Source organism: Hymenobacter sp. B1770, from assembly GCF_049896385.1.
Lineage (GTDB): Bacteria > Bacteroidota > Bacteroidia > Cytophagales > Hymenobacteraceae > Hymenobacter.
In genome coordinates this window covers 137,176-161,456 of sequence record NZ_JAFCUF010000007.1, presented here as the reverse complement: position 1 = coordinate 161,456, position 24,281 = coordinate 137,176, and the positions used below count along the sequence as shown (strand labels likewise).

Below are 24,281 nucleotides of genomic sequence, written 5' to 3'. Positions count from 1 at the left end.
CTGAAGCACCTACTAAGAGACTACGACAATGGACTTTAAAAACTTCACCATCAAGGCGCAGGAGGCCGTGCAGAAGGCCACTGAAATCGCCGGGGGCAACCAGCAGCAGGCCGTCGAAACGGGCCACCTGCTGAAGGGCCTCTTCCAGAGCGAGGAGAGCGTCTTCTCGTTTCTCGCCAGCAAGCTCGGGGCGAACCTTAACATCCTCAACCCCCGCCTCGACGCCATCGTGGCCGCTTACCCCAAGGTAAGCGGCGGCTCGCCCTACTTCGCCAACGAGGCCGCCGCCGCTGTGCAGCGCGCCAACGCCGCCATGAAGGACATGGGCGACGAATTCGTATCTGTGGAACACCTGCTGCTCGGCATCCTCGGCGGCAAAGACAGCGTGGCCACCCTGCTCAAAGACACCGGCTTTAACGACAAGGACCTGAAAGCCGCCATCAAGGAGCTGCGCGGGGGCCGCAAAGTCACGAGCCCGAGCGCCGAGGACCAGTACCAGAGCCTGAACCGCTACGCCCGCAACCTCAACGAGCAGGTGCGCGCCGGCAAGATGGACCCCGTGATTGGCCGCGACGAAGAAATCCGACGCGTGCTGCAAATCCTCTCGCGCCGCACCAAAAACAACCCCGTGCTGCTCGGCGAGCCCGGCGTGGGCAAAACCGCCATCGTGGAGGGCCTGGCCCAGCGCATCGTGGCCGGCGACGTGCCCGAAAACCTGCGCGACAAAACCATCATGAGCCTTGACATGGGCCTGCTGGTAGCAGGAGCCAAGTACAAGGGCGAGTTTGAGGAGCGCCTCAAGGCCGTCATCAAAGAAGTGACCGACTCCGAGGGCCAGATTGTGCTCTTCATCGACGAGATGCACACCCTCATCGGGGCCGGCGGCGGGGGCGAAGGCGCCATGGACGCCGCCAACCTGCTCAAGCCCGCCCTGGCGCGCGGCGAGCTGCACGCCATCGGCGCCACCACGCTCAAGGAATACCAAAAGTACATCGAGAAAGACAAGGCCCTGGAGCGCCGCTTCCAGGCCGTGATGGTGGACGAGCCCAATGTGGAAGACGCCATCAGCATCATGCGCGGCATCAAGGAGAAGTACGAGCTGCACCACGGCGTGCGCATCACCGACGACGCCGTGATTGCGGCCGTGGAGCTGAGCGCCCGCTACATCACCGACCGGTTCCTGCCCGACAAGGCCATCGACCTCATGGACGAGTCGGCCGCCAAGCTCCGCATCGAGCTGAACTCCATGCCCGTGGAGCTCGACGAAATCCAGCGCCGCATCATGCAGCTCGAAATTGAGCGCGAAGCCATCCGCCGCGAAAACAACCACGACCGCGAGGCCGTGCTCAGCAAGGACCTAGCCGAGCTCAACGACAAGCGCGACAGCCTTAAAGCCCGCTGGGAAAGCGAAAAAGGCATCCTCACCGGCATCCAGACGCAGAAAGAAGCCATCGAGCAGTTCAAGTTGGAGGCCGAGCAAGCCGAGCGCCAGGGCGATTATGCCCGGGTAGCGGAGCTGCGCTACGGCAAGATTCAGGAAGCCGAAGCCAAGCTGAAAGAGCTGCAGCAGCAAGCCAGCGAGAACAAAGACGGTGGCACCATGCTGCAGGAAGAGGTGACCAGCGAAAGCATTGCCGAGGTGGTGGCCAAGTGGACCGGCATCCCGGTGAGCAAAATGCTGCAGTCAGACCGCGAGAAGCTGCTGAACCTGGAGCAGGAGCTGGGCAAGCGCGTGGCCGGCCAGTCCGAAGCCATCGGCGCCATCTCCGATGCCGTGCGCCGCTCCCGCGCCGGCCTGCAGGACCCCAAGCGGCCCATCGGCTCGTTTATCTTCCTGGGCACCACCGGCGTGGGTAAAACCGAGCTGGCCAAGGCCCTGGCCGAGTACCTGTTCAACGACGAGAACTCGATGGTCCGCATCGACATGAGCGAGTACCAGGAGCGCCACGCCGTGTCGCGCCTCATCGGTGCGCCTCCCGGCTACGTGGGCTACGACGAAGGCGGCCAGCTCACGGAGGCCGTGCGCCGCAAACCCTACTCGGTGGTGCTGCTCGACGAAATCGAGAAAGCACACGTCGACGTGTTCAACATCCTGCTGCAAGTGCTCGACGATGGCCGCCTCACCGACAACAAAGGCCGGGTGGCGAACTTCAAGAACACCATCATCATCATGACTTCCAACACCGGGGCCGACATCATTCAGAAGAATTTCAAAGAGCTGAATGAGTACAACCACGACGAAGTGGTGGACCGCACCCGCGAGGAAGTGGTGGAGCGCCTGCGGCAGCACATGCGCCCCGAGTTCCTGAACCGTATCGACGAAATCGTGATGTTCCAGCCGCTCAAGCGCAAGGAAATCCGCCGCATCGTCGATATCCAGTTCAAGCAAATCCAGCACCGCCTGGAAGAAGCTGGCATCCGCCTCGAAGCCACCGACGAAGTGCTCGACCACCTGGGCCACCAGGGCTTCGACCCGCAGTTTGGTGCTCGTCCGCTGAAGCGTGTGCTGCAGCGTGTGATTCTCAATGAGCTGTCGAAAGACATTCTCTCCGGCCGCGTGACGAAAGACGCGGTAGTGGAGGCGGTGCTGGAAGACGGCGAAGTTAAATTCGAGAACGTGGAAATGCCCACGGTGTAATTGTTGAATTGAGTTGTAATAGAAAGCTCCGTCAGCGTCGTGCTGGCGGGGCTTTTTTGCTTTAGCTTTAAGCTAGTTACGATGAGCCATAGGATATGCTAAAACCTTTACTGACAATTTTTCTGACGATCAGCTCATTAGGTTGTTTGGCTCAAGCACCGTCCGACACCACGGGCATTCAGCTATTCAATCAAGGCCGCGCTTATTATGAAAAGGGACAGATTGATTCGACGCTGGCTATTTGGTCACGCATAGTTGACCGGAAAATTGGCTTGCACTACGACATCTACGGCGATGCCCTGTTTAACATTCCCAATTTGTACTCGGAGATAAAGGACTACGCAAAGGCGAAGGCAGGTTATCGCAAGGTGTTGGCTTCTAACCTGCGCGATGATGCAGAAACAGGGTCGTTGATGGAGCCTCACACTAATTACAAGCATAAGGCAGCTATTGCCCTCGCGGGGTTATACCAAAAAGAGGGTAATTATAATGAGGTGTTAAGTTGGCTTAACAAAGCGGAAAGCGAGTATCCCTATTGGGGATTCGAAGGCAGCGATACCAATATTAGCCAAAAAGAAGCATACTTACTGGCTTGGAAAACAGATGTACTGTTGAAGCTCAATAGGAAAGAAGAAGCCGTTCAACAGATTATTCTGGAATTGATTTACGCCGACGAACTAGAAGAATTCTTCAGTGAGTCAGAAGACGCACTTTTGAAGTTGGTTGATAAAAAAAGATTTGCTGCAGAGCTCAATAACGCAGTTAACAAATTAGTGGTTAGCAATAATGACGATGAATGGAAAGCTGTTTTTACACTTCTCGGCTTAACATACAATGTGCCCATCAGTAAAAACTATCCTCCGAAAAATTTGCCTCATTATTACAAGAAGCTATTCATTGCCCAAAGTCAGCAACCGACCGCGGAGTTTATGAAAGATTATATTCGGCGCCGAAGTTTTTATGTTCGTTTAAAAAACTGATATGGCATTAGGACTCGCAGAAACCTCCGCCACTCCCGCCGCGGCAGCCACGACGGCGGGGCGAGTAGTAGACAGTTATATACCATCTACCCAAGTCCTGCGTATTTTTGGTAACTCAGTTACCCTCGCCGCTTATGGACACCGCTGCTATCACCGCCTACATTGAACTGAACCCGCAGGTGCGCTTTGGTAAGCCGGTGGTAAAGGGCACGCGCACGACCGTGGCCGAAGTGCTTGAGATGCTGGCCAATGACATGAGCGCGGCCGACATTCAGGAGGACTTTCCGGCGATTGGCCCGGCGCAGATTCGCGCCTGTCTGCTCTATGCGGCTTATAAGGAAAGCGTGGTGCTGCTAGCCGCTTAGGGGCATGCGCTTGCTGCTCGACGAAAATATTTCCTGGCGCCTGACTGCATACCTGCGCCCGCATTTTGCGGCCGTACTGCACGTTCGGGACATCCAACTAGATAGCAGCCCCGACACCAGTATCTGGCGTTACGCCAGGCAGCACGGCTACGATGTGCTTACCAAAGACGAGGATTTCCTGCGGCTGGTGCTGGCCGAAGGCTTTCCGCCTCGTGTGGTAGCCGTGCAGAATGCGCAAGTGCCTGTGGCGAAGCTGGCCGAGTTTCTGCTGTCGCGGCTGCCACAAATTAAGTTATTCTTGGGCGAACAAACGGAATTTGGCTTTTTGCAGCTACGGTTGCCGTAAGCGTAGAAACTTGTACGACTCCCGCCGCGGCAGCCACGGCGGCGGGGCTTATTTACGCGCCAACAGGTCGATTACTCAACTAGCTGCTAAAATATTTTTGCCTAAGTCTGCGCTGAATGTAATTGGGTAACTTTCTAGTTTTCTCGTAAGCTGCTACGGTTTCGAGTTCGCGCTCTGCACTGAATCGAACGAGTTTACCCACGCCGATTGCAGCAGGAATGCCACCCAAAACAGCAACGCCGACGGCAGTTCCTGCGGGTGTGCCGCTAGCCGCATCAGAATTGCTAGTTGCTGCAACGCTAATAATTCGAAGGGCAAACGCCCCACCAATGCCGGTCCAAATCCAGCCGCCGGTGCGACGCTTTTCAAACAAGCGGCGCACGGCTTGCGTTGTGTCAGCCGACGTAAGGATGCGGGTAGTAGGACTTATTGCGGGAACAGTCGCGACCTGTGGACTGGCAGCCTGCGCAGAAGCATAAGTACTTGTGCCGAGCATTAGTGAGAGGATAAGAAGAGGTTTGTGCACTAGCATTTGGGATAGAAGAGAATGAGAAATCCCTGCAAGCTACTATTATGGCATTTATTACGAGTTCAAAGCCCCAATCTAGCGCAAGTTTAGCGCTGCTTAATTCGTTGCCAATCGTGACCTGAAGGCAGTGCTTCCGCTGCTGCACGGTATTAATTGGCCACTGCGCCGCTCATTCGCCCCGGTGCAGGTCGTGCCAATGCAAGACAACGCCTCGCTCGGATTATGCCTCGCTGGCTATTTGCCAGCGAGGTTTCAATTAACTACCGGTTTGGGGAGTGGCTGTAAGCAAGGTGCTTTCAAGTTGGCGATGGAGTCGTCGCTGGATTCGTTGTGATAGGGGCAAGCGCATCTCGTAATGCCGAATGGTTTCCTGCTCGATTTTTTTCGAATTGCCATTCCAGGAAAGCACGCCAACAAGCGAGAATGTAAGAGTAGCGGGTATGGCTATCATGTAGGCAGTGGCGTGGCCATTCGGTCCGCTGGGTTGGTTGCCCCAAGGGCTTATTCCTAAGTCCGTTTTGGGATAAGAGTAAGCAGCAAAGCCTGCTGCTACGGGGGCCAGTGCCGTAAGAACCCGACCCCAGCGCCGGCCATTGCGGTACATGTCGTGCAATGCCTGTACGGTGTCTGAGTGGGTGAAAACCCGGTTTACATAAACTCCCGGCTGCACGCCTTGGCTATGGCCAGCCAAGGGCACGGCCACCATGAGGCTCAGCAGTGAGAGTAAACGCTTCATTGGAATGCAGAAATTCTTAATAAATATAAAAAATTTCGCAATAATGTGCAGAAAGGTCTCTTGATTTGGCGAGGGCGTTGAGAAGCGTAACCTGTGGCCCGCTGTAGCGAGGAAGCAGTATATCTGCTGCATTGGGGAAAGCAGCTGCCGTGCCACCCATCTCAAGGTTGGCGCGAATTACGCTGCGCTAAACTCACGCCAGCGGCGGCCTACAGCGCGCTTTCCAATTAATACCAAATGGTGCACGGTTTACTTGTTCTTGGGCTGATTGAAAAACCTGGGCTTAAGCTCTTTCTTGACTTTGCGGGGCAGTTTATGGCTCCGTTTGAATTCGTTCATGACCTTTGTTTCGCGGGCATTGCTGAAATAAATCAGCTTATGCATGCCTACTGCTATAAAGGGGCCTGTGAGGATGGTATAAACCGTCAATGTAAATCCATAGCTGGGCTTAAAAAAATTGTCCCTCTTCCTTTGTGCATCTATGTCTACTTGGGTAGCTATAAGGTCGGCAGCAATAGCAGGCGGGCCCATTATTCCGCCCCCAATTCGGCGTGACCTAAATAGATTATGAATAGCCCGAAGAGTGTCTTCGGCAGTAAATGAATTCGGACTTACTATTGGAGCACTAACACCTGCATCGGTTGGCAAAGTTTGGGCAGTGGCTGCTACAGTAAGCAGCATGAGAAACGGTAGTAGTATAAGTTTCATAGCGCTATTCTCAGTTAAGAATCGGTGCAGCGAAATTTGCTTACCGAAGGCTTGCCATCAAATGATATTAGAGCGTTTTAACGGCCCGATAGCATAGTTTGCCAAGTATACTATTTGGGGTGTAAGCTCCCTTCAGAATCTATCTCAGCTGTAGCGTGCTGTTCCAGAAAAGATTCGTTTAAAACTTATAGCCTTTAGACCACACGCTACTTCTGTTGCGTCCACCACAACGGCGGGGGCAAGTGGGGAAATGGTTGGTCCAATGACAGATGCTGCTAGCAGTTGCTGATGGGGCTTTTTTTCTCGCAAAATGCACCAAATAGGGCCGTGCCAACTGGGCTATTTGACGCTTGGCTTTTCAAAAAAGTGAGGTTTTAATTTTCTTAGGTATTTATTGGGGATGGTTCTTTTTAAATTATAATCAGCAATTAATACAGCTTCCTTTTTCTTGCTGTACTGCCCTCGTATAATCAGTCCGGGTATGTACAAGGGGGCGGTATAAATGGCAGCCAGTACCGTAACAAATGCATAGGCGGAGGCACCAGTAAAAAAGGCCGCATTGCCACCACTCTCCACAACGTCACTGAGGCCTATGGCAACCAGTGTTCCTGCCGACACCACCAAAACGGACCCCACTGTCCGGCGCTGCTTAAATAAGCGATGGATTGCGCGTATGGTATCTGCCGCAGTAAGCCGCTTGGCTGCAACCAAGCTTGTGTCGGTAGTACTGGAAACAGGTGCGGCTACTTGGCCGGAAGCTGACTGCACCAGCAGCAGCAGAAGCAGAGTCAGTAAGTAAAAGATTTTCATGGGCTTAGGGCATGAAGTGAGGCATTAGTGAGCGGCAAATAGGCTCGGTTTCAAACGGCGCTGAATTTTGTTTGGAAGCGTGTGCTTAGTCGTGAAACCATTAATAATTGCTGCTTCCTTTTTTTTGCTGAAGCGCATTAATTGGCTGGTTCCCACAACCCAAAGTGGAGCCGCGTATAAGAGTGCTATGCTGCTGGCAACAACGGCGTCATTCGTTTTGTCGGAGGAAGGAAAGCCGGGGTCATTGTGCAAAACAATATTGCCGGCCAATACCACTGCCCCTGTACCTCCCAACAACAGAGCGCCGCGGGTGCGGCGGCTTTTAAACAGCTCATGCAAAGCACGAACGGTGTCGGCGGGGGTAAGCTGTCGGGTTGCTATTGCTGCTGAGTTAGCGCCATGCTCAGGCGCCGCTGCATTTTGGCCTGCCGCTGTCGTTGCCAATAGCATAAGAAACTGTAGTGCTTTTAAATGCATGATATCATTCTTGGTGAAAAATTGATAAAGCGAAATACGATTGTCAAAAAGAGGTAACAAAACGCGGCCGTAGGCAGCTAATGTCCCTGGATTATAGCTTTGAGAGGCGTGTTTCATGGGTATACAGCAGTTTGAGCTTGTATTGCGACCAATACAAGCTGCGCTGAAAAATCCCTTAATTGAAAAGATATACTTCGCGCTCCCTGGCTTTGCAGCCTTGAAAAGGTTCTTTACTCCCGTAGCCTCAGTCACAGCCGTGGGGCACGCCGGTGGGGAGGAGGTTAAGGCACTGCAAAATGCCGGCGCCTCAACCGTCGGCTAAGCTCCCGCGGCAAGGGATTGCCTTGCTCATACGCACCGATAACAGCTTCTTCCTGCTCAGGCATAACCTCTTTTTGCCGGCTTTTTCCCACCACCAACATGGGCACGCCTACAGCCGCCAACCCAATTGCGTTCACGAGTAATATTGCCCCGCCAAGGTTGTCGGAGGCCATGAACCCTAGCAGCATTGCACCCGCACCAAGGCCAGTAGTAATGCCGCCTATTGTTGTCAGGGTACTGGCGCTGCCCCTGCGCTCCTCAAACAAGTCCCGCATAGCCCGCACCGTATCGGCCTTGGAATAGCTTGCACGGCTCTGGGCAGCAACTGGCAGCCAGCAGCCAATAATGTACAGCAGTAATAGTGAAATCGACGTCCGGAGTAGCATTGGCTGGAGGGTATGTGTGCAGTCTTTCTGTTCCTTAACTAAGATAATCAAGTTTCTTTATTTTTCATTAGTGAGCCCCGGCCAAATTAATTACTGCATCATGCTCAACGCCGGGCACCCAGCCCTGAGAGCGTTATCATATGTTTGGTAGGCAGCATTCTGGGCAACGCTGGAAACTGCCGGAGCCAACTGTGCTTGAGGGGCAGCCAGCATTTTCGGTAAAACACCGACCTTCGCCTTATCGACCTGCTTTATAGACTGCGCTTCTGATGTCCGTTTTTCAAACCTATCTGCAGCTGGGCTTCTTGCACATCTGCACGCCGCGGGCCGCCGACCACCTCACGTTTCTGCTGGCGCTGTGCGCGCCCTACGTGCTGGCCGACTGGCGCCGGGTGCTGGCCTTGGTCACGAGTTTCACGGTGGGGCATTCGCTCACGCTGGCCTTGGCCACACTGGGCATAGTGGCCATCAGCCCAACGCTCATCGAAGCGCTGATTCCGATTACCATCATGGTCACGGCCCTGCTCAACATGCGCGGGGCCAGCCGCGTGCTCAAGCCGCGGGCCCCCGTGGTGCTGGTTACCTCCTCCAATGCCCTGGCTCTGGGCTTTGGCCTGATTCACGGCCTGGGCTTTTCCAATTACCTGCAGTCATTGCTGGGCGCCAACAGCCGGCCCGTGCTCGAGCTGCTGGCTTTCAACGTGGGCGTAGAAGTAGGGCAGGTATTGATTGTGGGCGTTATTCTGCTGGTGGGCGCAGTGCTGCTGCGCGGCTTGGGCGTGGCACGCCGCGACTGGCTGCTTACCACCAGCGGCGCAGCGTTGGGCATTGCCACTTTACTGCTGATGCAGCAGCTGTGGCCCTGATTTTGAATTTTTATGCGGCGCGCTTGTTCAGCGCGGGTGGGGCTGGCACCTTCCGGATACCCAGGCAGTAGTAGCAAGCGCCGGGCAGGTAACTATTTGCCGGCCAGCGCAACCTCTGTTGTATCTTCGCAGACCTTCTTGGCTAAGGCTATTCTAAATTACTTTTTCTTCATGCGTCGTTTTCTATTTGCCGGCTTGGTACTGGCTTTGGCCGGCCAGCTGCCCGCCACTGCCCAAACCACCAACTCGGGCACCGACAAATTTGCACAGCTCGAAACGCTGTTGCCCAGCCCCAACTCGTATCGCACGGCCAGCGGCGCGCCCGGCAAAGACTACTGGCAGCAGCGGGCCGACTACGACATCAAGGTCACGCTCGACGATGCCAAGCAGGCCATCAGCGGCCGCGAAACCATTACCTATACCAACCTCTCGCCCGACGTGCTGCCCTACCTCTGGGTGCAGCTCGACCAGAACATTCTGGACAAAAATTCGATAACTACTTCCACCCAGGTTAGTCAGCTGCAGGACAAAATGACCTTTCAGGCGCTGGAAGGTATGCTTTCTGACTTTGACGGTGGTTTCAAAATCGAAAGCGTAACGGGCAAAGATGGCAAGACCCTCAAGACGGTAATCAACCACACTATGATGCGCGTGGACCTGCCCACGCCCCTGCGGCCCGGTCAGTCCTTCGCCTTCAACGTGAAGTGGCACTACAACATCAACGACCAGCTGAAAATCAGCGAGCGCAGCGGCTACGAGTACTTCCCCGAGGATAAGAACTACCTCTACGAAATCGCGCAGTTCTACCCGCGGATGGCCGTGTACTCCGACAACCAAGGCTGGCAGCACAAGCAGTTTCTGGGCAACGGCGAGTTTACCCTGCCCTTTGGCGACTACAAGGTGAGCATCACCGCCCCGGCCGACCACGTGGTAGGCGCCACCGGCACGCTGCAAAATGCCGCTCAGGTGTTGACCCCGGCCCAGCAGAAGCGCCTGGAGCAGGCCAAAACGGCCAAGAAGCCGGTGCTCATCGTCAGCCAGGCCGAGGCCGTGCAGGCCGAAGGCAAGCGGGCCACGGGCACCAAGACGTGGACCTACGCGGCCAAGAACGTGCGCGACTTCGCCTGGGCTTCTTCGCGCAAGTTCATCTGGGACGCCATGCAAATCAAACAGAACGGCAAGCCCGTGCTGTGCATGTCGTACTACCCCAAGGAGGGCAACCCGCTCTGGGGCCAGTACTCGACCGAGGTGGTGGCCCACACCATCAAAACGTATTCGAAGTTCACCATTCCTTATGAATACCCCGTCGCCATCTCGGTGCACGGCCCGGTGGGCGGCATGGAGTACCCCATGATATGCTTCAACGGCGGCCGCCCCGAGAAGGACGGTACCTACACCGCGCAGCGGAAATACGGGATGATTTCGGTGATTATCCACGAAGTGGGGCACAACTTCTTCCCCATGATTATCAACTCCGACGAGCGGCAGTGGTCGTGGATGGACGAGGGCCTAAACACCTTCGTGCAGTACCTCACCGAGCAGGAGTGGGAGCGCAACTACCCGTCTTTGCGCGGCGAGCCGGCCAACATCGTGTCGTATATGCGCACCGATAAAAGCCTGCAAACGCCGATTATGACCAACTCGGAGTCGGTATTGCAGTTTGGGCCCAACGCCTACGCCAAGCCGGCCACGGCCCTAAACATTCTGCGCGAGACGGTGATGGGGCGCGAGCTCTTCGACCACGCCTTTAAGACCTACGCCCGGCGCTGGGCCTACAAGCACCCCACGCCCGCCGACTTCTTCCGCACGATGGAAGACGCCTCGGCCGTGGACCTGGACTGGTTCTGGCGCGGCTGGTTCTACACCACCGACCGCTCCGACCTGGCCCTCGAGTCGGTGAAGTACTACACCCCGAGCTCCGGCGACCCGGCCGTGGAAAAGGCCCGCCAGCAGCAGCTGCAGGCGGCTGCGGCCCCGTCCATCTCGGCCCAGCGCAACGCCACCGACCTCAAAAGCACCCTGGTCGACGAGAAGCCCGAGCTCAAGGACTTCTACAACCAGTACAACCCGCTGGCCATCACCCCCGCCGACCAGCAGCGCTACACGGCCTACCTGGGCAGCCTCAGCCCCGAGCAGCGCCAGCGCCTGGGCCAGCAGCAGCACTTCTACGAGCTGAGCCTGCGCAACGTCGGCGGGCTGGTCATGCCCGTGGTGGTGCAGCTGACTTACGCCGACAAGTCGACCGAAGTGCAGACCATCCCGGCCGAAATCTGGCGCAAGAACAACGAGAAGGTCACCAAGATTATCGTCACCAAGCAGCCCGTCGTCTCCTTCGTGCTCGACCCCTTCCAGCAAACGGCCGACACCGACCAGAGCAACAACGCCTTCCCGCGCCAAGCCGCCGCCTCACGCTTCGAGCTCTTTCAGCAGCAGCTGCAAACCCCGCCTAACCCCATGCAGCAGGTCCAGTCGGCCAGCCCTGCTCCCAAGCAGGAACAGAAGCCTGTGGGTGGCGGAGGACAGTAATTGGCCTAATCAAGCATAAAAAAAGCGGCTCAATTGAGCCGCTTTTTTTATGCTTGATAATCCGTAGCCAAGGATGTACGAGAATGGTGTAGAGACGCGACACTTCGCGTCTCGGCGTACGCGCCATGAGCAAACTGCTTACACGATGTTAAAAGCTCATCATCGTTCGTGCACCGTTCAACGCTGAGACGCGAAGTGTCGCGTCTCTACACCGTTCCAATAGGCTGTTACATAACAGCTTAATCTTTGTGGGTTTCGCCGCCTATCATCCTCGACGTGAGCCCCGATTTCTTTACAACCTCGCTCCAGACCACGCCCACCACGTGCACCACAAAAAAGGCGATAATCAGGTACATGGTGACGTTGTGAATCTCCTCGGCGGTGTGTTCGATTTGGTCGAAAAAAGCAACCTCGTTGTGATAAGTGAGGATGAGGCCGGTGATGACCATGATGGTCAGGAAGGCATAGAACAGCGCGTAGGTGCTGCGGGCATAAAGCGCCACGCCGGCATCGCCCTTGTCGGCCGGGGCAGCCAGGCGGTAGCGGCGGGCAGCTGCCATTAAGCGGCTTGAAAACCGCATTTCCGAAGGCCCGCGCAGCTCCAGCACCACGCGAAACAACCAGAATGCTGCCAACGCCAGGCCCAGGTAGATGTGCCACTCCCAGATGCGCTCACTTAGTATGTGCGTGAGCGAGCGGGCCTGCTTCACGCTCAGGGTGATGTTTTCCTTGGCCATGGTTTCCTGAAACTCAGGCACTGCCGAGCGGGTGTTCACAATTACCCGCTGAAAAAGAATGGTTAGGAGTTGTCCGCTGACCAGCAGGGCGTTGCCCCAGTGCCAGATGCGTACGGGCGCGGTGTAGTCGTTGATGGGGGCTTGGGCAACGGGGACCAGGGTCGAGGTCAGGTTCATCAGCAAAAGGAATCAAACGGTAAGGGCGGGAACCACATTGGCGGCTGTAGCCGGAAGCGGCGCCGTGCGGCCGGGGTAAGCCAGTAGAGCGTGTTCGAGGCAGGTGAGGGCTGCGGCCAAGTGGGTGCGGTTGATTACGTAGGCCAGGCGCACTTCCTGCCGCCCCAGGCCGGGCGTCTGGTAGAAGCCGTTAGCGGGGGAGAGCATCAGGGTTTGGTTTTCATAGGAAAAGCTTTCCAGCAGCCAGCGCCCAAATTCTTCGGTATCGTCGACGGGCAGGTGGGCCAACACGTAAAACGCGCCGCCGGGGCGGGGGCATACCACGCCGGGCATGGCCTGCAGCCGCGCCACGGTCAGGTCGCGGCGGGCCTGGTACTCGGCTTTGCTTTCGTCGAAGTAGGAGTCGGGCAGGTCGGTGGCAGCTTCGGCCAGCAGCATGCCCAGGCCGGGCGGACTCACCCGCATCTGGGCAAAGCGGAAGGCTGCTATGTACACGTCTTTATTCAGCGTTACCAAGGCGCCGACGCGGGCCCCGCAGGCACTGTAGCGCTTCGAAATGGTATCGACTACCACCACATGCTCCTCGGAATCGGTCAGGTTGAGGGCGCTCACGTAAGGGGCATCGTAGCAAAACTCCCGGTAAGCCTCGTCCGACAACAGGTACAGGCTGTGAGCCTTGCACAGGTCGAGAATGCTTTCCAGCTCGGCGCGGCTATACACGTAGCCGGTAGGGTTGCTGGGGTTGCAAATGAGGATGGCCCGGGTGCGCTCCGTAATCACGCGCTCAAAATCGGCCAGTGGCGGCAGGGCAAAGCCGTTTTCAATGTGCGCCGTGACGGGCACTATGGTGACGCCCGCCGCAATGGCAAAGGCGGTGTAGGTGCCGTAAAAGGGCTCCTGAATAATGACTTCGTCGCCGGGGTTGAGGCAGGTGAGCAACGCAAACAGAATGGCTTCGCTGCCGCCCGTGGTCACCATAATATTCTCAAACGCCACCGGCATGCCTGCCCGCTGGTAGTAAGCGGACAGCTTGCGGCGGTAGCTTTCGGTGCCAGCGCCGTGACTATAGCCCAGCACGCGCAAATCGGCGTTGCGCATGGCCGCTACTGCCGCCGCTGGCGTCTCAATGTCGGGCTGCCCGATGTTGAGCGGGTACACGATTTTGCCCTGCAACAGGGCAGCTTCGGCGTAGGGGGCCAGCTTGCGAAACGGCGAGACCGGCATGGCCTGGCCCCGCTGCGATACTTCTAACATACAGAAAAACAGAGTTGATGCGACTGCTTGCCCACGGCGTGCCGTTCCTTGCATCCGGCTCGGAGCAGGCAGCGCCGCGAATCAATACTAATAAAGCTTGGTTATAATTTGTGGAAGATAACGCCTGAATTTTGCTTAGAGGTACTTCTTGTAGAGATTATACAGAATCCGAAGGTCAGCGTCGCTCAGCGGGCCGTTCACCTGTTGCTGAACAAAATGGCGCTTGAAGGCTTTGATAGCCGCCGGCATATCCCGCGTATCGTAGCCGATGATGCGCAGGGCCTCCTGGGGGTTGAACGCCGGCGGTTGCACACTGTTGAGGTGGGCGAGGTGAGCATCCAGGGCGGCGGTGTCGGGCAGGAGGGGGCGCGGGGCCGTGCCGAGGGGCAGTGCAGGCCGCACGGCCAAGGCGACGGTACTGTCGGGCCGGGCCGGGATGGGCTCGTATCCGGGAGGGGCGGGGAGGGGGCCCGCGTCGTACCACAGGCCAAAGCCACCATCGGCCAGCCGCTTCCAGGGAAACAACGCGCTGGGGTCGCTTTTGCGGCTGGGGGCTATGTCGGAATGGCCAATGAAGTTGGCCGTGGGGATGTTGTAGGTCTTTTTGAGGCCGGCCAGCACTTTGAGCAGGCTGGCCAGCTGCGGTTCGGCAAAGGGCTCAGTGCCGTTGTTGTCCAGTTCGATGCCAATGGAGGAGGAGTTGATGTCGGTGTCGTTTTCCCATTTGGCAGCGCCGCCGTGCCAGGCCCGCAGGTAGTCGTTGAGCATGTGAAACACCCGGCCGTCGCGCCCAATAACGTAGTGGGCACTCACCTGGGTGCGGGTCACCGTAAATGTCTTAAGGGTTTGGGCCGTGGAGTCCTGCGCCGTGTGGTGGATAATCACCATGTTGGGCTTGCGCAGGTTGAAGTTAGTGGTGCCCACCCAATATTGGCCCATTAAAAGGCTATCGGCCCCGGGTGTGGGCACAGGCGTGGCGCGTAGGGATTTGGCGTAGGCCTTCACCTGTTGCTTGTAGGAGCGGTTGGTAACGGCGTAGGGGTTATGGACGGCGCAGGCGGCGAGGATACCACTCAAAGCCAGCACACTGGTGTAATTCAGGTAGCGCAAGGAATTCGGACTTTTCTTGATGAATAAATTTACGACTTCTACCCCCTGCTCATAACTGCATTGTATCAGTGACGGCCCGCTACTGCGCAGCGTCGCCACGTTTTTTTAGCAGCGCGGGCTGGAACACCAACCCCAGACTGACCAAGGACGACCGGGCCGAGAGGTACTTAGCGTCGTAATTAGAACCAGTGCGAGCGGGCACCGAAATGCCGACCGTGAGTTGGGTTTGCAACGCCCCTTTGCCAGCCCGCAGGAAAAAGCTGGGCTCGAAATACAAACGGGCTACGGGCGCAATCGGAGTGTGGTCAAATAAAAGGGAATTAAAGCTTAGCCAAGTGGCGCGTAGTGAAGCTCCTCCACTAATAAGTTGGCCTCGCTGAGCCATATACAGCTGCCCGTAGTACCGAGTGTAGTTGGCCGTGTATTCCGACAAGCTGCCCAGCAGGCCGTAGTGCACATTCGCTGCCGCCACCCCTACTCCGCCCACCGCCGCGGCGTAAAGCGAGCGGTTAGCGCCGAATTCCTGGTAGGCGCCGACGCCCGAGCTGACCTGCCGATGCGTATCGGTAAATCCCGTCTTCATGCCATTTACGACTTTGTTGCCTCCGGTTTGCCTAATGGCCCCTTCGCCGCTGATTAAGAAACAATTAATTGGGGAATAGGCCACGCTGCCGTCCAGCGACAGCAATGTCCGCATTGAAGCTGCCAGCTCTACTTGGCCCTTCTGCACCAATGGGGTACTAGGCACAGTGGGGGAGTATACTGCGCAACCGCTCAGGCTACCCAGGCAGGCAATGGGGAGTAAGCGAGAAGCCATAGTGCTGGACGAAAGTGCTTGAAAGCAGGCAGCAATTCAGTTTTCAAAATTAAAGAGCCCCCACAGCGAAAGCTGTGGGGGCTCTTTAATTAGCTAGTATAACGCACAAAATCAAGCAGGTGCCTCATGCTACTTGGCATAGGCCACGGCGCGCATTTCGCGAATCACCGTGATTTTAATCTGGCCGGGGTACTGCATTTCCTTCTCAATCTTCTGCGAGATTTCGAAGCTTAGCTCGGCGGCTCGCTCGTCGGTCACGTTCTCGGCGTCCACCATCACGCGCAGCTCGCGGCCGGCCTGGATGGCAAAGCACTGGTTCACGCCCTTGAAGCCGTTGGCGGTTTCTTCCAGCTGCTTGAGGCGCTTGATGTAGCTTTCCATCATCTCGCGGCGGGCGCCGGGGCGCGAGCCCGAAATGGCGTCGCAGGCCTGCACGAGCGGTGAAATCATGGCCGTCATTTCAATTTCATCGTGGTGGGCACCGATGGCATTCACCACGTCGGGATGCTCTTTCCACTTCTTGGCCATCTCCATGCCCAGGATGGCGTGGGGCAGCTCGGGCTCCTCGCTGCTCACCTTGCCGATGTCATGGAGCAGGCCGGCGCGCTTGGCTTTCTTCACGTCGAGGCCCATTTCGGCGGCCATGGTGGCGCAGAGGTTGGCTACTTCGCGGGAGTGCTGCAGCAGGTTTTGGCCGTAAGACGAGCGGAAGCGCATGCGGCCCACCATCTTAATCAGTTCGGGGTGCAGGCCGTGAATGCCGAGGTCGATGATGGTTTTCTCGCCGATTTCGACGATTTCCTCCTCAATGTTCTTGCGGGTCTTGGCCACAATTTCCTCCACGCGGGCCGGGTGAATGCGGCCGTCCTTCACCAGCAAGTGCAGGGAAAGGCGGGCAATTTCGCGGCGCACCGGGTCGAAGCCCGAGATAATGATGGCCTCGGGGGTGTCGTCAACAATGATTTCCACGCCCGTGGCAGCTTCCAGCGCCCGGATGTTGCGGCCCTCACGGCCAATGATTTTGCCCTTCACGTCGTCGCTTTCAATGTTGAAAATCGACACGCAGTTCTCGATGGCGTGCTCCGAAGCGGTGCGCTGAATGGTTTCCAGCACAATCTTCTTGGCATCCTTGGTGGCCGTGAGCTTGGCCTGGGCCACGGTGTCCTTCACATAGGAGCTGGCCTGAATCTGGGCTTCGTTTTTGAGGGATTCTACCAGCTGCTCGCGGGCCTCGGCAGCGGTTAAGTTTGCTATGGTCTCAAGCTGGCGCTGCACGTTGTGCAGCTGCTCGTCGGCTTCCCGCTCCTTGGCATGCAGGGTGGCCATGGCTTCTTCGTGGGCGGCGAGGCGCTTTTCGGCCTGGCTTTCCAGCTTGTCGCGAAGCTGCTGGGTGTCGGCCTGAATTTTCTCGCGGGTCTTGTCCAGCTCCTGCTCTTTGCGCTGCAGCTGCTCGAGCTGGCGTTGGGTGGTTTCGGTGAGAAGCTTGATGCTTTGCTCTTGCTCCAACACGCCTTGGCGGCGTTCGGTCAGCTCTTGCTCGAGGGCCAGCTTGAGGCGGCGGCTCTCGATGTCGAATTCGTTGCGGAGGTTCTTGAACTTGTTCTTGGACTGCTCCAGCCGCTCATCGGCCTGCTTTATTTTCTCGTCGCGAAGGCGGTTGCCTTTTTCCTCCGCATCGAGGAGGATTTGTTGGGCGCGGGCCGTGGCCTCGCCCTCGTGGTCTAGCCGGGCTTTGCCGGCCAGTTGCTTGCCAATCACGAAGCCCGCCACAAGGGCGACCACCGCGGTCAGCAAACAGTAAATTATTATGGAGGACATATCAGTATGGTTTTTGGGATGGGTAAAAAACCATAACTGGAAGAAACAGTTCTGCCCGGGCTAAAGCGGTAGCGGCCGATTGCCGCGCCGCCCCTGCCGGGCCAACGAGTGTGCGGTGCTGCGCGCGGGTATTACCGCGACAGCACCACGCCTGATAGCAGCTCGTCGAAACGAGCCAGCCGCTCGGTCAGCGCCGCATCGGTGCCGTCCTTTTCCTTGCTCACCTTCAATTGGTCGGCCATAGTGGCCAGCGCAATCATGGCGAGCAAGTCCTGCTTGTCCTGAATGCCGTAGCCTTCCCGAAACTCGCGCAGCTTGTCGCCCAGCAGCCGCCCGGCCAGGCGCAGCCGTTCCTCATCCTGCACGTCAACGCGCATGGGATAGTCCCGGTCAGCAATTCGAATTTTGATGGCTAGTTCGCTCATAAAGCGGAAGTTACGGCGGTGGGGTGAGGGTCAGTGGGTTAGTCTCTCAAATAGGCAAGACACTTGTCCAGTTCGCGGATGTATTCGTTGAGGCGTAGTTTTAATTCGTTGGCGTGGGTGGGTTCCCCAGCTATGGTGTGTACAAGTTTAACAATATTTTCCTGGTTTTGTCGCTCCTTCAACTGCCGGTCGCGCTCGCGCACATCGGCCCGTAGCTGCTGCACGGTGGTATTGGCGTCGGCCAGCTCTTCACGCAATTGCTGATAGGCAGCCACTAAGGTGGTAATCTGCCGCTCCAGGCGGTCGAGTTGCGCAAGCTGTTGAGAAGAGGCCACGGTCAGGATAATTTTTGCGTGAAGATAAAGCGGGTCCCCGAAAGCTACGCTTTATCAGGAACCCGCTTGCAACTTACTACTCAGGCAACTTTGAATTTGGTTTGTTCGGTCGGTGCAAAAAGTAAGCACGTCAGGAAACCCAACGTGCTACTTATCATCAAACTTTGGTTAAGCTCGTCCGCGGACTACCCTTTTTTGGTCTTGACTTTCGTCTTGCCCTTGCCGTCCTTGATTTTGATTTTTTCGTCGGCCGGCTCAGTGGCCGGCGCAGCGGCGGCTACGGGCTTGCCTTCGAGGTCCAACTCCACTACGGGGTAGCCAAGCTCCTGCAGTGCGGGCAGCTGCTTGTTGTCGCCCACCACCACAATGAACAGCTTGTCGGCGGGCAGGTACTTCTTCGCCGACGCCTGCACATCTTCCTTGGTCAGTTTCTTCAGAATGTCGCTCTGCTGCTGCACGTAGCTGGGCTCCAGATTGTACTCCACCAAGCGGGCTAGAAAGCCAGCTTTCTGCTGGTTGGTTTCGTAACGCAAAGCATCAACCTGGCCCACTGACGACTGTAGGAAGGCAAGCTCCTCGTCCGAAATGCCATTGCCGTAGTTGGTGATTTCGCTCATGAACTCCTTCACCGAAGCGGCCGTGGCGTCGGCGCGCACGCCGGCCTGGGCCGTGAACGGACCGGCGTACTGGGTGCCAGCGTAACCCGAGCGGGCGCCGTAGGTGTAGCCCTTGTTTTCGCGCAGGTTCAGGTTGATGCGCGAGTTGAAGGCGCCACCAAGCAGGTAGTTGGCCAAGTAAGCACGGTAGTACGGGCCGGTGGCGTCGTACTTCAGGTCGGTGAGGTAGCCCACCCGGATTTCCGACTGCGCAGCACCCGGCTTGTTTACGAAATAGAGCGTGGTTTTGTCGGGCTGCACGCCGGCCACGTCGGCCGGAATGGTCACGTCCTTCTTCTCCCAGCTTTTCAGGAAGCCCAGCTGCGGGGTTAGTACTTTCTGGTCCACGTCGCCCACCACTACCAGGTAGCTCACGTTGGGCGCGTAGTACTTGTTATAGAAGTCCTTCACGTCGTCCAGCGTCAGGCTGGTCACCGAGGCGGTGGTACCGGCGTTGGCGACACCCGCAATATTGGTGGTGCCGTACAGGAGCTTGTTATAAGTCAGGTCGGCAATGACGGCGGGCTGGGTAGCAAAGTTGCCAATTTTCTCCAGCTGCTGCTTTTTAAGACGGGCAAAGTCCTGGGCATCGAAGCGCGGGTGCAGCAGGCGCTGCTCCAGTAGGGCCATGGTGGCGGGCAGGTTGGCGGTGAGGCTCTGCACGTATACCACGGTTTCGTTGTCGTCGGCGCCCACCGAGATGCGCGAACCCAGCTTGTCGAGGGCGGCGCTGAACTGCTCGCCGGTGTACTTCTCCGAGCCCTCGTTGAGCATGTTGGCCGTAAGCTCGGCAATGCCGGCTTTCTCGGGCGTCGTCTGCTCCAGGCGGTGGCCGCCGCGGATGGTGAGGCGCATGGTAACGGCCGGAATTTCGGCGTTGCGGGTGCCCACCACTTTCAAGCCGTTGGGCAGAGTCTCCTGGTACAGCGCGGGCACTTTCACCACCGGGTTGGCACCGGCGGCGGGCTGCTTGCTGCGGTCAAAGTTGTCGGTGGCTTTCACGTACTTCAAGCCGGCGTACTCGTCTTTAGCCGGCGTGTAGCCCGACTTGTCGACGGTGTAGTTGTCGGGTTTGGCCGGGGCCACGCCGCCGGTTTTGGGCACCACGCTCAGAATGACGGCCTTCTTGCCGCGCAGGTACTTGTCGTAGGCACGTTGCACGTCGGCTTTGGTCAGGGCCTTCAGCTCCTTGATTTCCTGGGCCATGTAGTTGGGGTTGCCGAAGAACGTCTGGTTGGCGGCCAGTTGGCTCACCTTGCCGCTCACGCTAGCCAAGCTGTTCACACGCTGGGCCTCGGTCTGGGCCTTGAAGCGCTGCAGGTCCTCGTCGGTCACGCCGCGCTTTTCAAACTCGGCCATGGTGCCACGCACGATGGTTTCGAGGCTATCCAGGCCTTTGCCGGGGAAGGGCAGGGCCACAAAGGCCAGCTGGCCGCCGAGCTCCGAGTTCTGCTGATAGGCCTGGGCCTGCACAGCCTTCTGGTTTTTTACCAGGTTCTTGTAGAGCAGCGAGTTTTTGCCGCTGCCCAGAATCTGGGCCAGGGCGTCGAGGGGCAGCTCATCGGCGTGGCCGTGGGGCACGGTCGGGAACACCACCTGCAGCATGGGGAAGCGCACGTTGTCTTGGTAGCTCACGTAGCGGTCGGCGGTGAGTACGGGGGCGGGCAGCTTGGTCTTGGTTACGGCCGGGCCGCGCTTGATGGAGCCAAAGTACTTCTCGGCCAGCTTCACCACTTCGGCAGGCTTCACGTCGCCCCCCACGGTGAGGGTGGCGTTGTTGGGGCCGTACCAGCGCAGGAAGAAGTTTTTCAGGTCGTCTACATTGGAGCGGTCCAGGTCTTCCAGGTAGCCAATGGTCAGCCAGGAGTAGGGGTGCCCGTAGGGATACAGCGTTTTGCTGATGTACTCGCTGGCCAGGCCGTAGGGGCGGTTGTCGTAGTTCTGGCCGCGCTCGTTTTTCACGGTCGAGCGCTGGATTTCAAACTTCTTCTGGCTCACGGCGTCGAGCAGGAAGCCCATGCGGTCGGCTTCCAGCCACAGGCCGGTTTCGAGCTGGTTGCTGGGCAGCGTCTCGAAATAGTTGGTGCGGTCCTGGTTGGTGGTGCCGTTCAGGGTGCCACCGGCGGCGGTCACCAGCTTGAAGTGCATCTGGTCGCCCACGTTGTCGGAGCCCTGGAACATCATGTGCTCGAAGAAGTGAGCAAAGCCCGACTTGCCGATTTCCTCCCGAGCCGAACCTACGTGGTACGTCACATCGACGTGCACCAGCGGGTCGGAATGGTCTTCGGTGACAATGAGCGTGAGGCCGTTGGGCAGCACATACTTCTCGTAGGGAATTGCGAGCTGGCCAGGCTGCTTGGTTACTTTTTCAACCAGCTTGGTGCCGCCGGGGGTAGTCATAAGGGCCTTGCCGGCAGCAGCGGCAGACTTAGCAGCTGGTTTGGCAGCGTTTTTTTTCTGAGCATTGGCGGGGGCCGTAGCCAGCAGCGCCGCGCACAGAAGGGGGAAAGCAGAATGCTTCATTTGAGAGAAAAAAGGGAAGGGTACTAAAAGGTGAGGACGGGAAAAGAGCAAGGTAAATCAAGTCGCAACTTAGCAACCCCGATATGATTGGGCAGTAAGCAGGCAGTTTCAGAGAGGCTCTCCATGCTCAAGAGCATGCTGTGCGAGCTCCCGAAAACGCAGCGACTACTCTTTTATCGCCGCCGGGGGTTCCGCATTACAGCGGTGCTTGCTATTTATTACTGACTCAACCAGTGCGCCATAAAAAGCGGGACATTGACCTAAAGACAACGTCCCGCCTGGGGTTATAAATTCCGTGCTACTAGCGCCGAATCACGGCGCCGGCCTGCTTCTCAAACTGTGCGATGAGGCGTTGCATTACCTGGTCGATGGCCTGCTCGCTGAGCGTTTGAGTGAAGTCCTGCAGGGTGAAGCTCACCGAATAGGATTTCTTGCCCGCACCCAGGTTTTCGCCGGCGTACACGTCGAACACGTTCATGCTTTGCAGCAGCTTTTTCTCGGTGCGCTGCGCAATCTGACGCAGCTGGTCGAAGGTCACGCTGGAATCAACCACCACGCTCAGGTCGCGCCGCACTTCCGGGAATTTGGGCAGCTCGCGGGCCACCAGCGTCGGCTTATACTTCTTCGACAAGGCATCCCAGTCCAGCTCGGCGTACCACACGGGCTGGGTCACGTCGAGGCGCTTGAGCACCGAGGCTGACACGGCGCCGAGGTGCGCTACCGGCTGGTTGTGCACCAGCAGCGTAAGGCCACCGGCCAAATAAGGATGCTGCACTGGCTGCGAAGCCGCCCCGCCGAAGCCCAGCGCGGTCAGCACCTGCTGCACTGCGCCCGCGAGGTCGTGGTAAGCGGCTTTTTCGGACTTGTGCTGCCAGGTTTCGCCAGCGGCATTGCCCGTAAGGTAGATGACCAGCTTGTTCTTCTCCTGGTATTTGCCGCCTTCGCTCTGCGAATACACTTTGCCGAATTCATACAGCTTCAAGTCGCGCTGGCGGCGGTTTATGTTGTGCCGAATGATTTCCAGGCCCGAATGCAGCAGCGTGGGCCGCATGGCATTTAGGTCAACGCTATTGTAGTTGAGAATGCGCACCAACGCCGCATCGGCTTCGCCTTCTTTATCGAAGTACTGCGAATTGGTGAGCGAGTTGGTCAGAATCTCCGAGAAGCCCTGCCCGCTGAGCAGCGAAGCAATTTTTATCCGGGTTACTTCGGGGTCGGGGTTCGGGAACTTGGCCAGGAACGACGCCGAGTTGTGTGGCCGCAGCGCCACGTTGTTGTAACCGTAAATCCGCAGAATCTCCTCGATAATGTCAGCTTCGCGGGTCACGTCGACCTTATGCGGCGGCACGGTGAGCAGCCACGTGGCCTGGTCGCCCTCGTCGAGGTTTTCCTCGGTGATTTCAATGTCCAAGTCGGTCAAAATCTGGCGGATGCGCTCGGGTGCGATGTACTGGCCCACCAGCCGCTCTACGCGGGGCAGGCGCAGGCGCACGGTGGCGGGCTGCACGGGGGCGGGGTACTCGTCCACGATGGGCGCGGCCACAGTGGCGCCGGCTACTTCCTCCAGCAGCAAGGCGGCGCGCTGCAGAGCCACCAGCACCATGTTAGGGTCGGTGCCGCGCTCGAAGCGGAAGGAGGCATCCGTCTTTAGCTGATGAGTTTGGGAGGTGCGGCGCACAGCGGCGGGGCCGAAGTAGGCGCTTTCCAGGAACACGCGGGTGGTGGCTTCGCTCACGCCCGAAGTTTTGCCGCCGAACACCCCGGCCAAGGCCATGGGCGTGCCATTGGCATCGGCAATCACAAGGTCTTCTGCTTTCAGGCTGCGCTCAAGGCCATCCAGCGTCACGAATTTCTCGCCGGCTTCAGCGCGCTTCACGCGAATCTGGCCGCCGGTAATCTGGTCGGCGTCGAAGGCGTGGAGGGGCTGGCCCAGCTCATGCAGCACGAAGTTGGTCACGTCGACTACGTTGTTGATAGGGGAGAGGCCAATGCTGCGCAGGCGGCGCTGCAGCCACTCCGGCGACGGACCTACCTGCACGTTTTCAAGGAGCAAGCCGGCGTAGCGCGGGCAGGCCACCTCGTCTTCGATGACTACGCCAACGTTGACGGCTGCCGAAGCAGGCGCTTGAAAAGCGCTGGTATCGGGCAGGCGGCAGGGCTGGCGCAAGAGGGCGCGCAGCTCGCGGGCCACGCCGTAGTGCGAGGCAGCATCGGCCCGGTTGGGAGTGAGGCCAATTTCATACACTGTATCCGACCCTAGGCCGAAGTATTCGGCGGCGGGGGTGCCGTTGGGCAGCTCGGTTTCCAGCACCATGATGCCGGCGTGGGAGGTACCCAGGCCGATTTCATCCTCGGCGCAAATCATGCCTTCGGAGGCCGCGCCGCGGATTTTGCTTTTCTTGATTTTGAAGGGCTCGCCCTGCGCGGGGTAGAGCATGGCGCCTTCCAGGGCCACCACCACGCGCTGGCCGGCGGCCACGTTGGGGGCGCCGCACACAATCTGGCGAGGAGTGTCGTCGCCCACGTCCACGGTGGTCAGGCTGAGCTTGTCGGCATCGGGGTGGCGCTCGCAGGTGAGCACGGTGCCCAGCACCAAGCCGCGCAGGCCGCCGGGAATGCTTTCCAGCTCTTCCAGGCTCTCCACCTCCAGGCCCGAGCCAGTGAGCAGGGCGCCAATTTCAGAGGCGGGTTTGTCGGTAGAAATGAGGGTTTTAAGCCAGTCGAGGGAAATGCGCATGAGG

Annotated in this window: 21 protein-coding genes; 6 read left to right on the top strand and 15 right to left on the bottom strand. The window is 58.0% G+C overall.

All coding sequences use genetic code 11. From position 1 onward, the window contains the following. Window positions 1-28: 28 nt before the first annotated feature. From clpB to ACP7AJ_RS15230, 4 genes are all read left to right on the top strand, one after another. The gene (clpB, locus tag ACP7AJ_RS15245; protein WP_426061071.1) at window positions 29-2,638 is read left to right on the top strand and encodes an ATP-dependent chaperone ClpB; all 2,610 of its coding nucleotides are present in this window, start codon (window positions 29-31) and stop codon (window positions 2,636-2,638) included. Between the two features lie 95 nt (window positions 2,639-2,733). Next, window positions 2,734-3,618 (top strand): tetratricopeptide repeat protein, encoded by an 885-nt coding sequence (locus ACP7AJ_RS15240; protein WP_426061070.1) that lies wholly within the window; start codon window positions 2,734-2,736, stop codon window positions 3,616-3,618. A 134-nt stretch (window positions 3,619-3,752) separates the two neighbouring features. After that, window positions 3,753-3,983, top strand: a complete 231-nt coding sequence (locus ACP7AJ_RS15235; RefSeq protein WP_426061069.1) for a DUF433 domain-containing protein — start codon at window positions 3,753-3,755, stop codon at window positions 3,981-3,983. 4 nt (window positions 3,984-3,987) lie between these two features. Next, entirely contained in the window at window positions 3,988-4,329 is a 342-nt protein-coding gene (locus ACP7AJ_RS15230; protein ID WP_426061068.1) for a DUF5615 family PIN-like protein, read from the top strand. 79 nt (window positions 4,330-4,408) lie between these two features. Here the strand turns inward: ACP7AJ_RS15230 and ACP7AJ_RS15225 are convergent, their stop codons facing one another. From ACP7AJ_RS15225 to ACP7AJ_RS15200, 6 genes are all read right to left on the bottom strand, one after another. Then, the gene (locus ACP7AJ_RS15225) at window positions 4,409-4,711 is read right to left on the bottom strand and encodes a hypothetical protein (RefSeq protein WP_426061067.1); all 303 of its coding nucleotides are present in this window, start codon (window positions 4,709-4,711) and stop codon (window positions 4,409-4,411) included. A 403-nt stretch (window positions 4,712-5,114) separates the two neighbouring features. After that, window positions 5,115-5,594 (bottom strand): hypothetical protein, encoded by a 480-nt coding sequence (locus ACP7AJ_RS15220; protein WP_426061066.1) that lies wholly within the window; start codon window positions 5,592-5,594, stop codon window positions 5,115-5,117. Window positions 5,595-5,843: 249 nt separating this feature from the next. After that, window positions 5,844-6,302 carry a hypothetical protein gene (locus ACP7AJ_RS15215; protein ID WP_426061065.1) on the bottom strand — a complete coding sequence of 153 codons (459 nt, stop codon included), beginning with the start codon at window positions 6,300-6,302 and terminating at the stop codon, window positions 5,844-5,846. Window positions 6,303-6,641: 339 nt separating this feature from the next. Further along, window positions 6,642-7,112, bottom strand: coding sequence for a hypothetical protein (locus ACP7AJ_RS15210; protein ID WP_426061064.1), 471 nt, complete (start codon window positions 7,110-7,112; stop codon window positions 6,642-6,644). A 24-nt stretch (window positions 7,113-7,136) separates the two neighbouring features. Next, on the bottom strand, window positions 7,137-7,706 hold the full coding sequence (locus ACP7AJ_RS15205; protein ID WP_426061063.1) for a hypothetical protein: 570 nt from the start codon (window positions 7,704-7,706) through the stop codon (window positions 7,137-7,139). Between the two features lie 164 nt (window positions 7,707-7,870). Then, window positions 7,871-8,347 (bottom strand): hypothetical protein, encoded by a 477-nt coding sequence (locus ACP7AJ_RS15200; protein ID WP_426061062.1) that lies wholly within the window; start codon window positions 8,345-8,347, stop codon window positions 7,871-7,873. A 218-nt stretch (window positions 8,348-8,565) separates the two neighbouring features. Here ACP7AJ_RS15200 and ACP7AJ_RS15195 point away from each other — a divergent pair, with 218 nt between their 5' ends. Together ACP7AJ_RS15195 and ACP7AJ_RS15190 are read left to right on the top strand one after the other, a co-directional pair. After that, window positions 8,566-9,162 carry a HupE/UreJ family protein gene (locus ACP7AJ_RS15195; RefSeq protein ID WP_426061061.1) on the top strand — a complete coding sequence of 199 codons (597 nt, stop codon included), beginning with the start codon at window positions 8,566-8,568 and terminating at the stop codon, window positions 9,160-9,162. 171 nt (window positions 9,163-9,333) lie between these two features. Next, a complete protein-coding gene (locus ACP7AJ_RS15190) occupies window positions 9,334-11,688 on the top strand; it encodes a M1 family metallopeptidase (RefSeq protein WP_426061060.1) in 2,355 nt (784 codons plus the stop codon). A gap of 239 nt (window positions 11,689-11,927) precedes the next feature. On the opposite strand, the gene ACP7AJ_RS15185 is transcribed toward ACP7AJ_RS15190, so the two are convergent. The 9 genes from ACP7AJ_RS15185 to pheT all read right to left on the bottom strand — a co-directional run bounded on the left by ACP7AJ_RS15185 (window position 11,928) and on the right by pheT (window position 24,277). Beyond that, entirely contained in the window at window positions 11,928-12,602 is a 675-nt protein-coding gene (locus ACP7AJ_RS15185) for a cytochrome b/b6 domain-containing protein (RefSeq protein ID WP_426061059.1), read from the bottom strand. A 12-nt stretch (window positions 12,603-12,614) separates the two neighbouring features. Further along, a complete protein-coding gene (locus ACP7AJ_RS15180) occupies window positions 12,615-13,856 on the bottom strand; it encodes a pyridoxal phosphate-dependent aminotransferase (RefSeq protein ID WP_426061058.1) in 1,242 nt (413 codons plus the stop codon). A 135-nt stretch (window positions 13,857-13,991) separates the two neighbouring features. Continuing rightward, the gene (locus ACP7AJ_RS15175; RefSeq protein ID WP_426061057.1) at window positions 13,992-14,966 is read right to left on the bottom strand and encodes an N-acetylmuramoyl-L-alanine amidase; all 975 of its coding nucleotides are present in this window, start codon (window positions 14,964-14,966) and stop codon (window positions 13,992-13,994) included. 79 nt (window positions 14,967-15,045) lie between these two features. Then, window positions 15,046-15,783 (bottom strand): hypothetical protein, encoded by a 738-nt coding sequence (locus ACP7AJ_RS15170; RefSeq protein ID WP_426061056.1) that lies wholly within the window; start codon window positions 15,781-15,783, stop codon window positions 15,046-15,048. A gap of 129 nt (window positions 15,784-15,912) precedes the next feature. Beyond that, entirely contained in the window at window positions 15,913-17,601 is a 1,689-nt protein-coding gene (gene rny, locus ACP7AJ_RS15165) for a ribonuclease Y (protein ID WP_426061055.1), read from the bottom strand. A gap of 131 nt (window positions 17,602-17,732) precedes the next feature. Then, on the bottom strand, window positions 17,733-18,026 hold the full coding sequence (locus ACP7AJ_RS15160) for a cell division protein ZapA (protein WP_092675370.1): 294 nt from the start codon (window positions 18,024-18,026) through the stop codon (window positions 17,733-17,735). Window positions 18,027-18,064: 38 nt separating this feature from the next. Continuing rightward, on the bottom strand, window positions 18,065-18,361 hold the full coding sequence (locus tag ACP7AJ_RS15155) for a hypothetical protein (protein ID WP_227784420.1): 297 nt from the start codon (window positions 18,359-18,361) through the stop codon (window positions 18,065-18,067). A gap of 185 nt (window positions 18,362-18,546) precedes the next feature. Next, window positions 18,547-21,540: a M16 family metallopeptidase gene (locus ACP7AJ_RS15150; RefSeq protein ID WP_426061054.1), complete on the bottom strand. Its 2,994-nt coding sequence runs from the start codon at window positions 21,538-21,540 to the stop codon at window positions 18,547-18,549. A 301-nt stretch (window positions 21,541-21,841) separates the two neighbouring features. Further along, the gene (gene pheT, locus ACP7AJ_RS15145; protein ID WP_426061053.1) at window positions 21,842-24,277 is read right to left on the bottom strand and encodes a phenylalanine--tRNA ligase subunit beta; all 2,436 of its coding nucleotides are present in this window, start codon (window positions 24,275-24,277) and stop codon (window positions 21,842-21,844) included. Window positions 24,278-24,281 lie beyond the last annotated feature (4 nt).

Excerpts from the sequence above, each read along its gene's own strand:
- clpB (WP_426061071.1), top strand. The coding sequence starts at position 29 with ATGGACTTTAAAAACTTCACCATCAAGGCGCAGGAGGCCGTGCAGAAG.
- ACP7AJ_RS15240 (WP_426061070.1), top strand. The coding sequence starts at position 2,734 with ATGCTAAAACCTTTACTGACAATTTTTCTGACGATCAGCTCATTAGGT.
- ACP7AJ_RS15235 (WP_426061069.1), top strand. The coding sequence starts at position 3,753 with ATGGACACCGCTGCTATCACCGCCTACATTGAACTGAACCCGCAGGTG.
- ACP7AJ_RS15230 (WP_426061068.1), top strand. The coding sequence starts at position 3,988 with ATGCGCTTGCTGCTCGACGAAAATATTTCCTGGCGCCTGACTGCATAC.
- ACP7AJ_RS15220 (WP_426061066.1), bottom strand. The coding sequence starts at position 5,594 with ATGAAGCGTTTACTCTCACTGCTGAGCCTCATGGTGGCCGTGCCCTTG.
- ACP7AJ_RS15215 (WP_426061065.1), bottom strand. The coding sequence starts at position 6,302 with ATGAAACTTATACTACTACCGTTTCTCATGCTGCTTACTGTAGCAGCC.
- ACP7AJ_RS15210 (WP_426061064.1), bottom strand. The coding sequence starts at position 7,112 with ATGAAAATCTTTTACTTACTGACTCTGCTTCTGCTGCTGCTGGTGCAG.
- ACP7AJ_RS15205 (WP_426061063.1), bottom strand. The coding sequence starts at position 7,706 with ATGAAACACGCCTCTCAAAGCTATAATCCAGGGACATTAGCTGCCTAC.
- ACP7AJ_RS15195 (WP_426061061.1), top strand. The coding sequence starts at position 8,566 with ATGTCCGTTTTTCAAACCTATCTGCAGCTGGGCTTCTTGCACATCTGC.
- ACP7AJ_RS15190 (WP_426061060.1), top strand. The coding sequence starts at position 9,334 with ATGCGTCGTTTTCTATTTGCCGGCTTGGTACTGGCTTTGGCCGGCCAG.
- ACP7AJ_RS15185 (WP_426061059.1), bottom strand. The coding sequence starts at position 12,602 with ATGAACCTGACCTCGACCCTGGTCCCCGTTGCCCAAGCCCCCATCAAC.
- ACP7AJ_RS15180 (WP_426061058.1), bottom strand. The coding sequence starts at position 13,856 with ATGTTAGAAGTATCGCAGCGGGGCCAGGCCATGCCGGTCTCGCCGTTT.
- ACP7AJ_RS15170 (WP_426061056.1), bottom strand. The coding sequence starts at position 15,783 with ATGGCTTCTCGCTTACTCCCCATTGCCTGCCTGGGTAGCCTGAGCGGT.
- rny (WP_426061055.1), bottom strand. The coding sequence starts at position 17,601 with ATGTCCTCCATAATAATTTACTGTTTGCTGACCGCGGTGGTCGCCCTT.
- ACP7AJ_RS15160 (WP_092675370.1), bottom strand. The coding sequence starts at position 18,026 with ATGAGCGAACTAGCCATCAAAATTCGAATTGCTGACCGGGACTATCCC.
- ACP7AJ_RS15150 (WP_426061054.1), bottom strand. The coding sequence starts at position 21,540 with ATGAAGCATTCTGCTTTCCCCCTTCTGTGCGCGGCGCTGCTGGCTACG.
- pheT (WP_426061053.1), bottom strand. The coding sequence starts at position 24,277 with ATGCGCATTTCCCTCGACTGGCTTAAAACCCTCATTTCTACCGACAAA.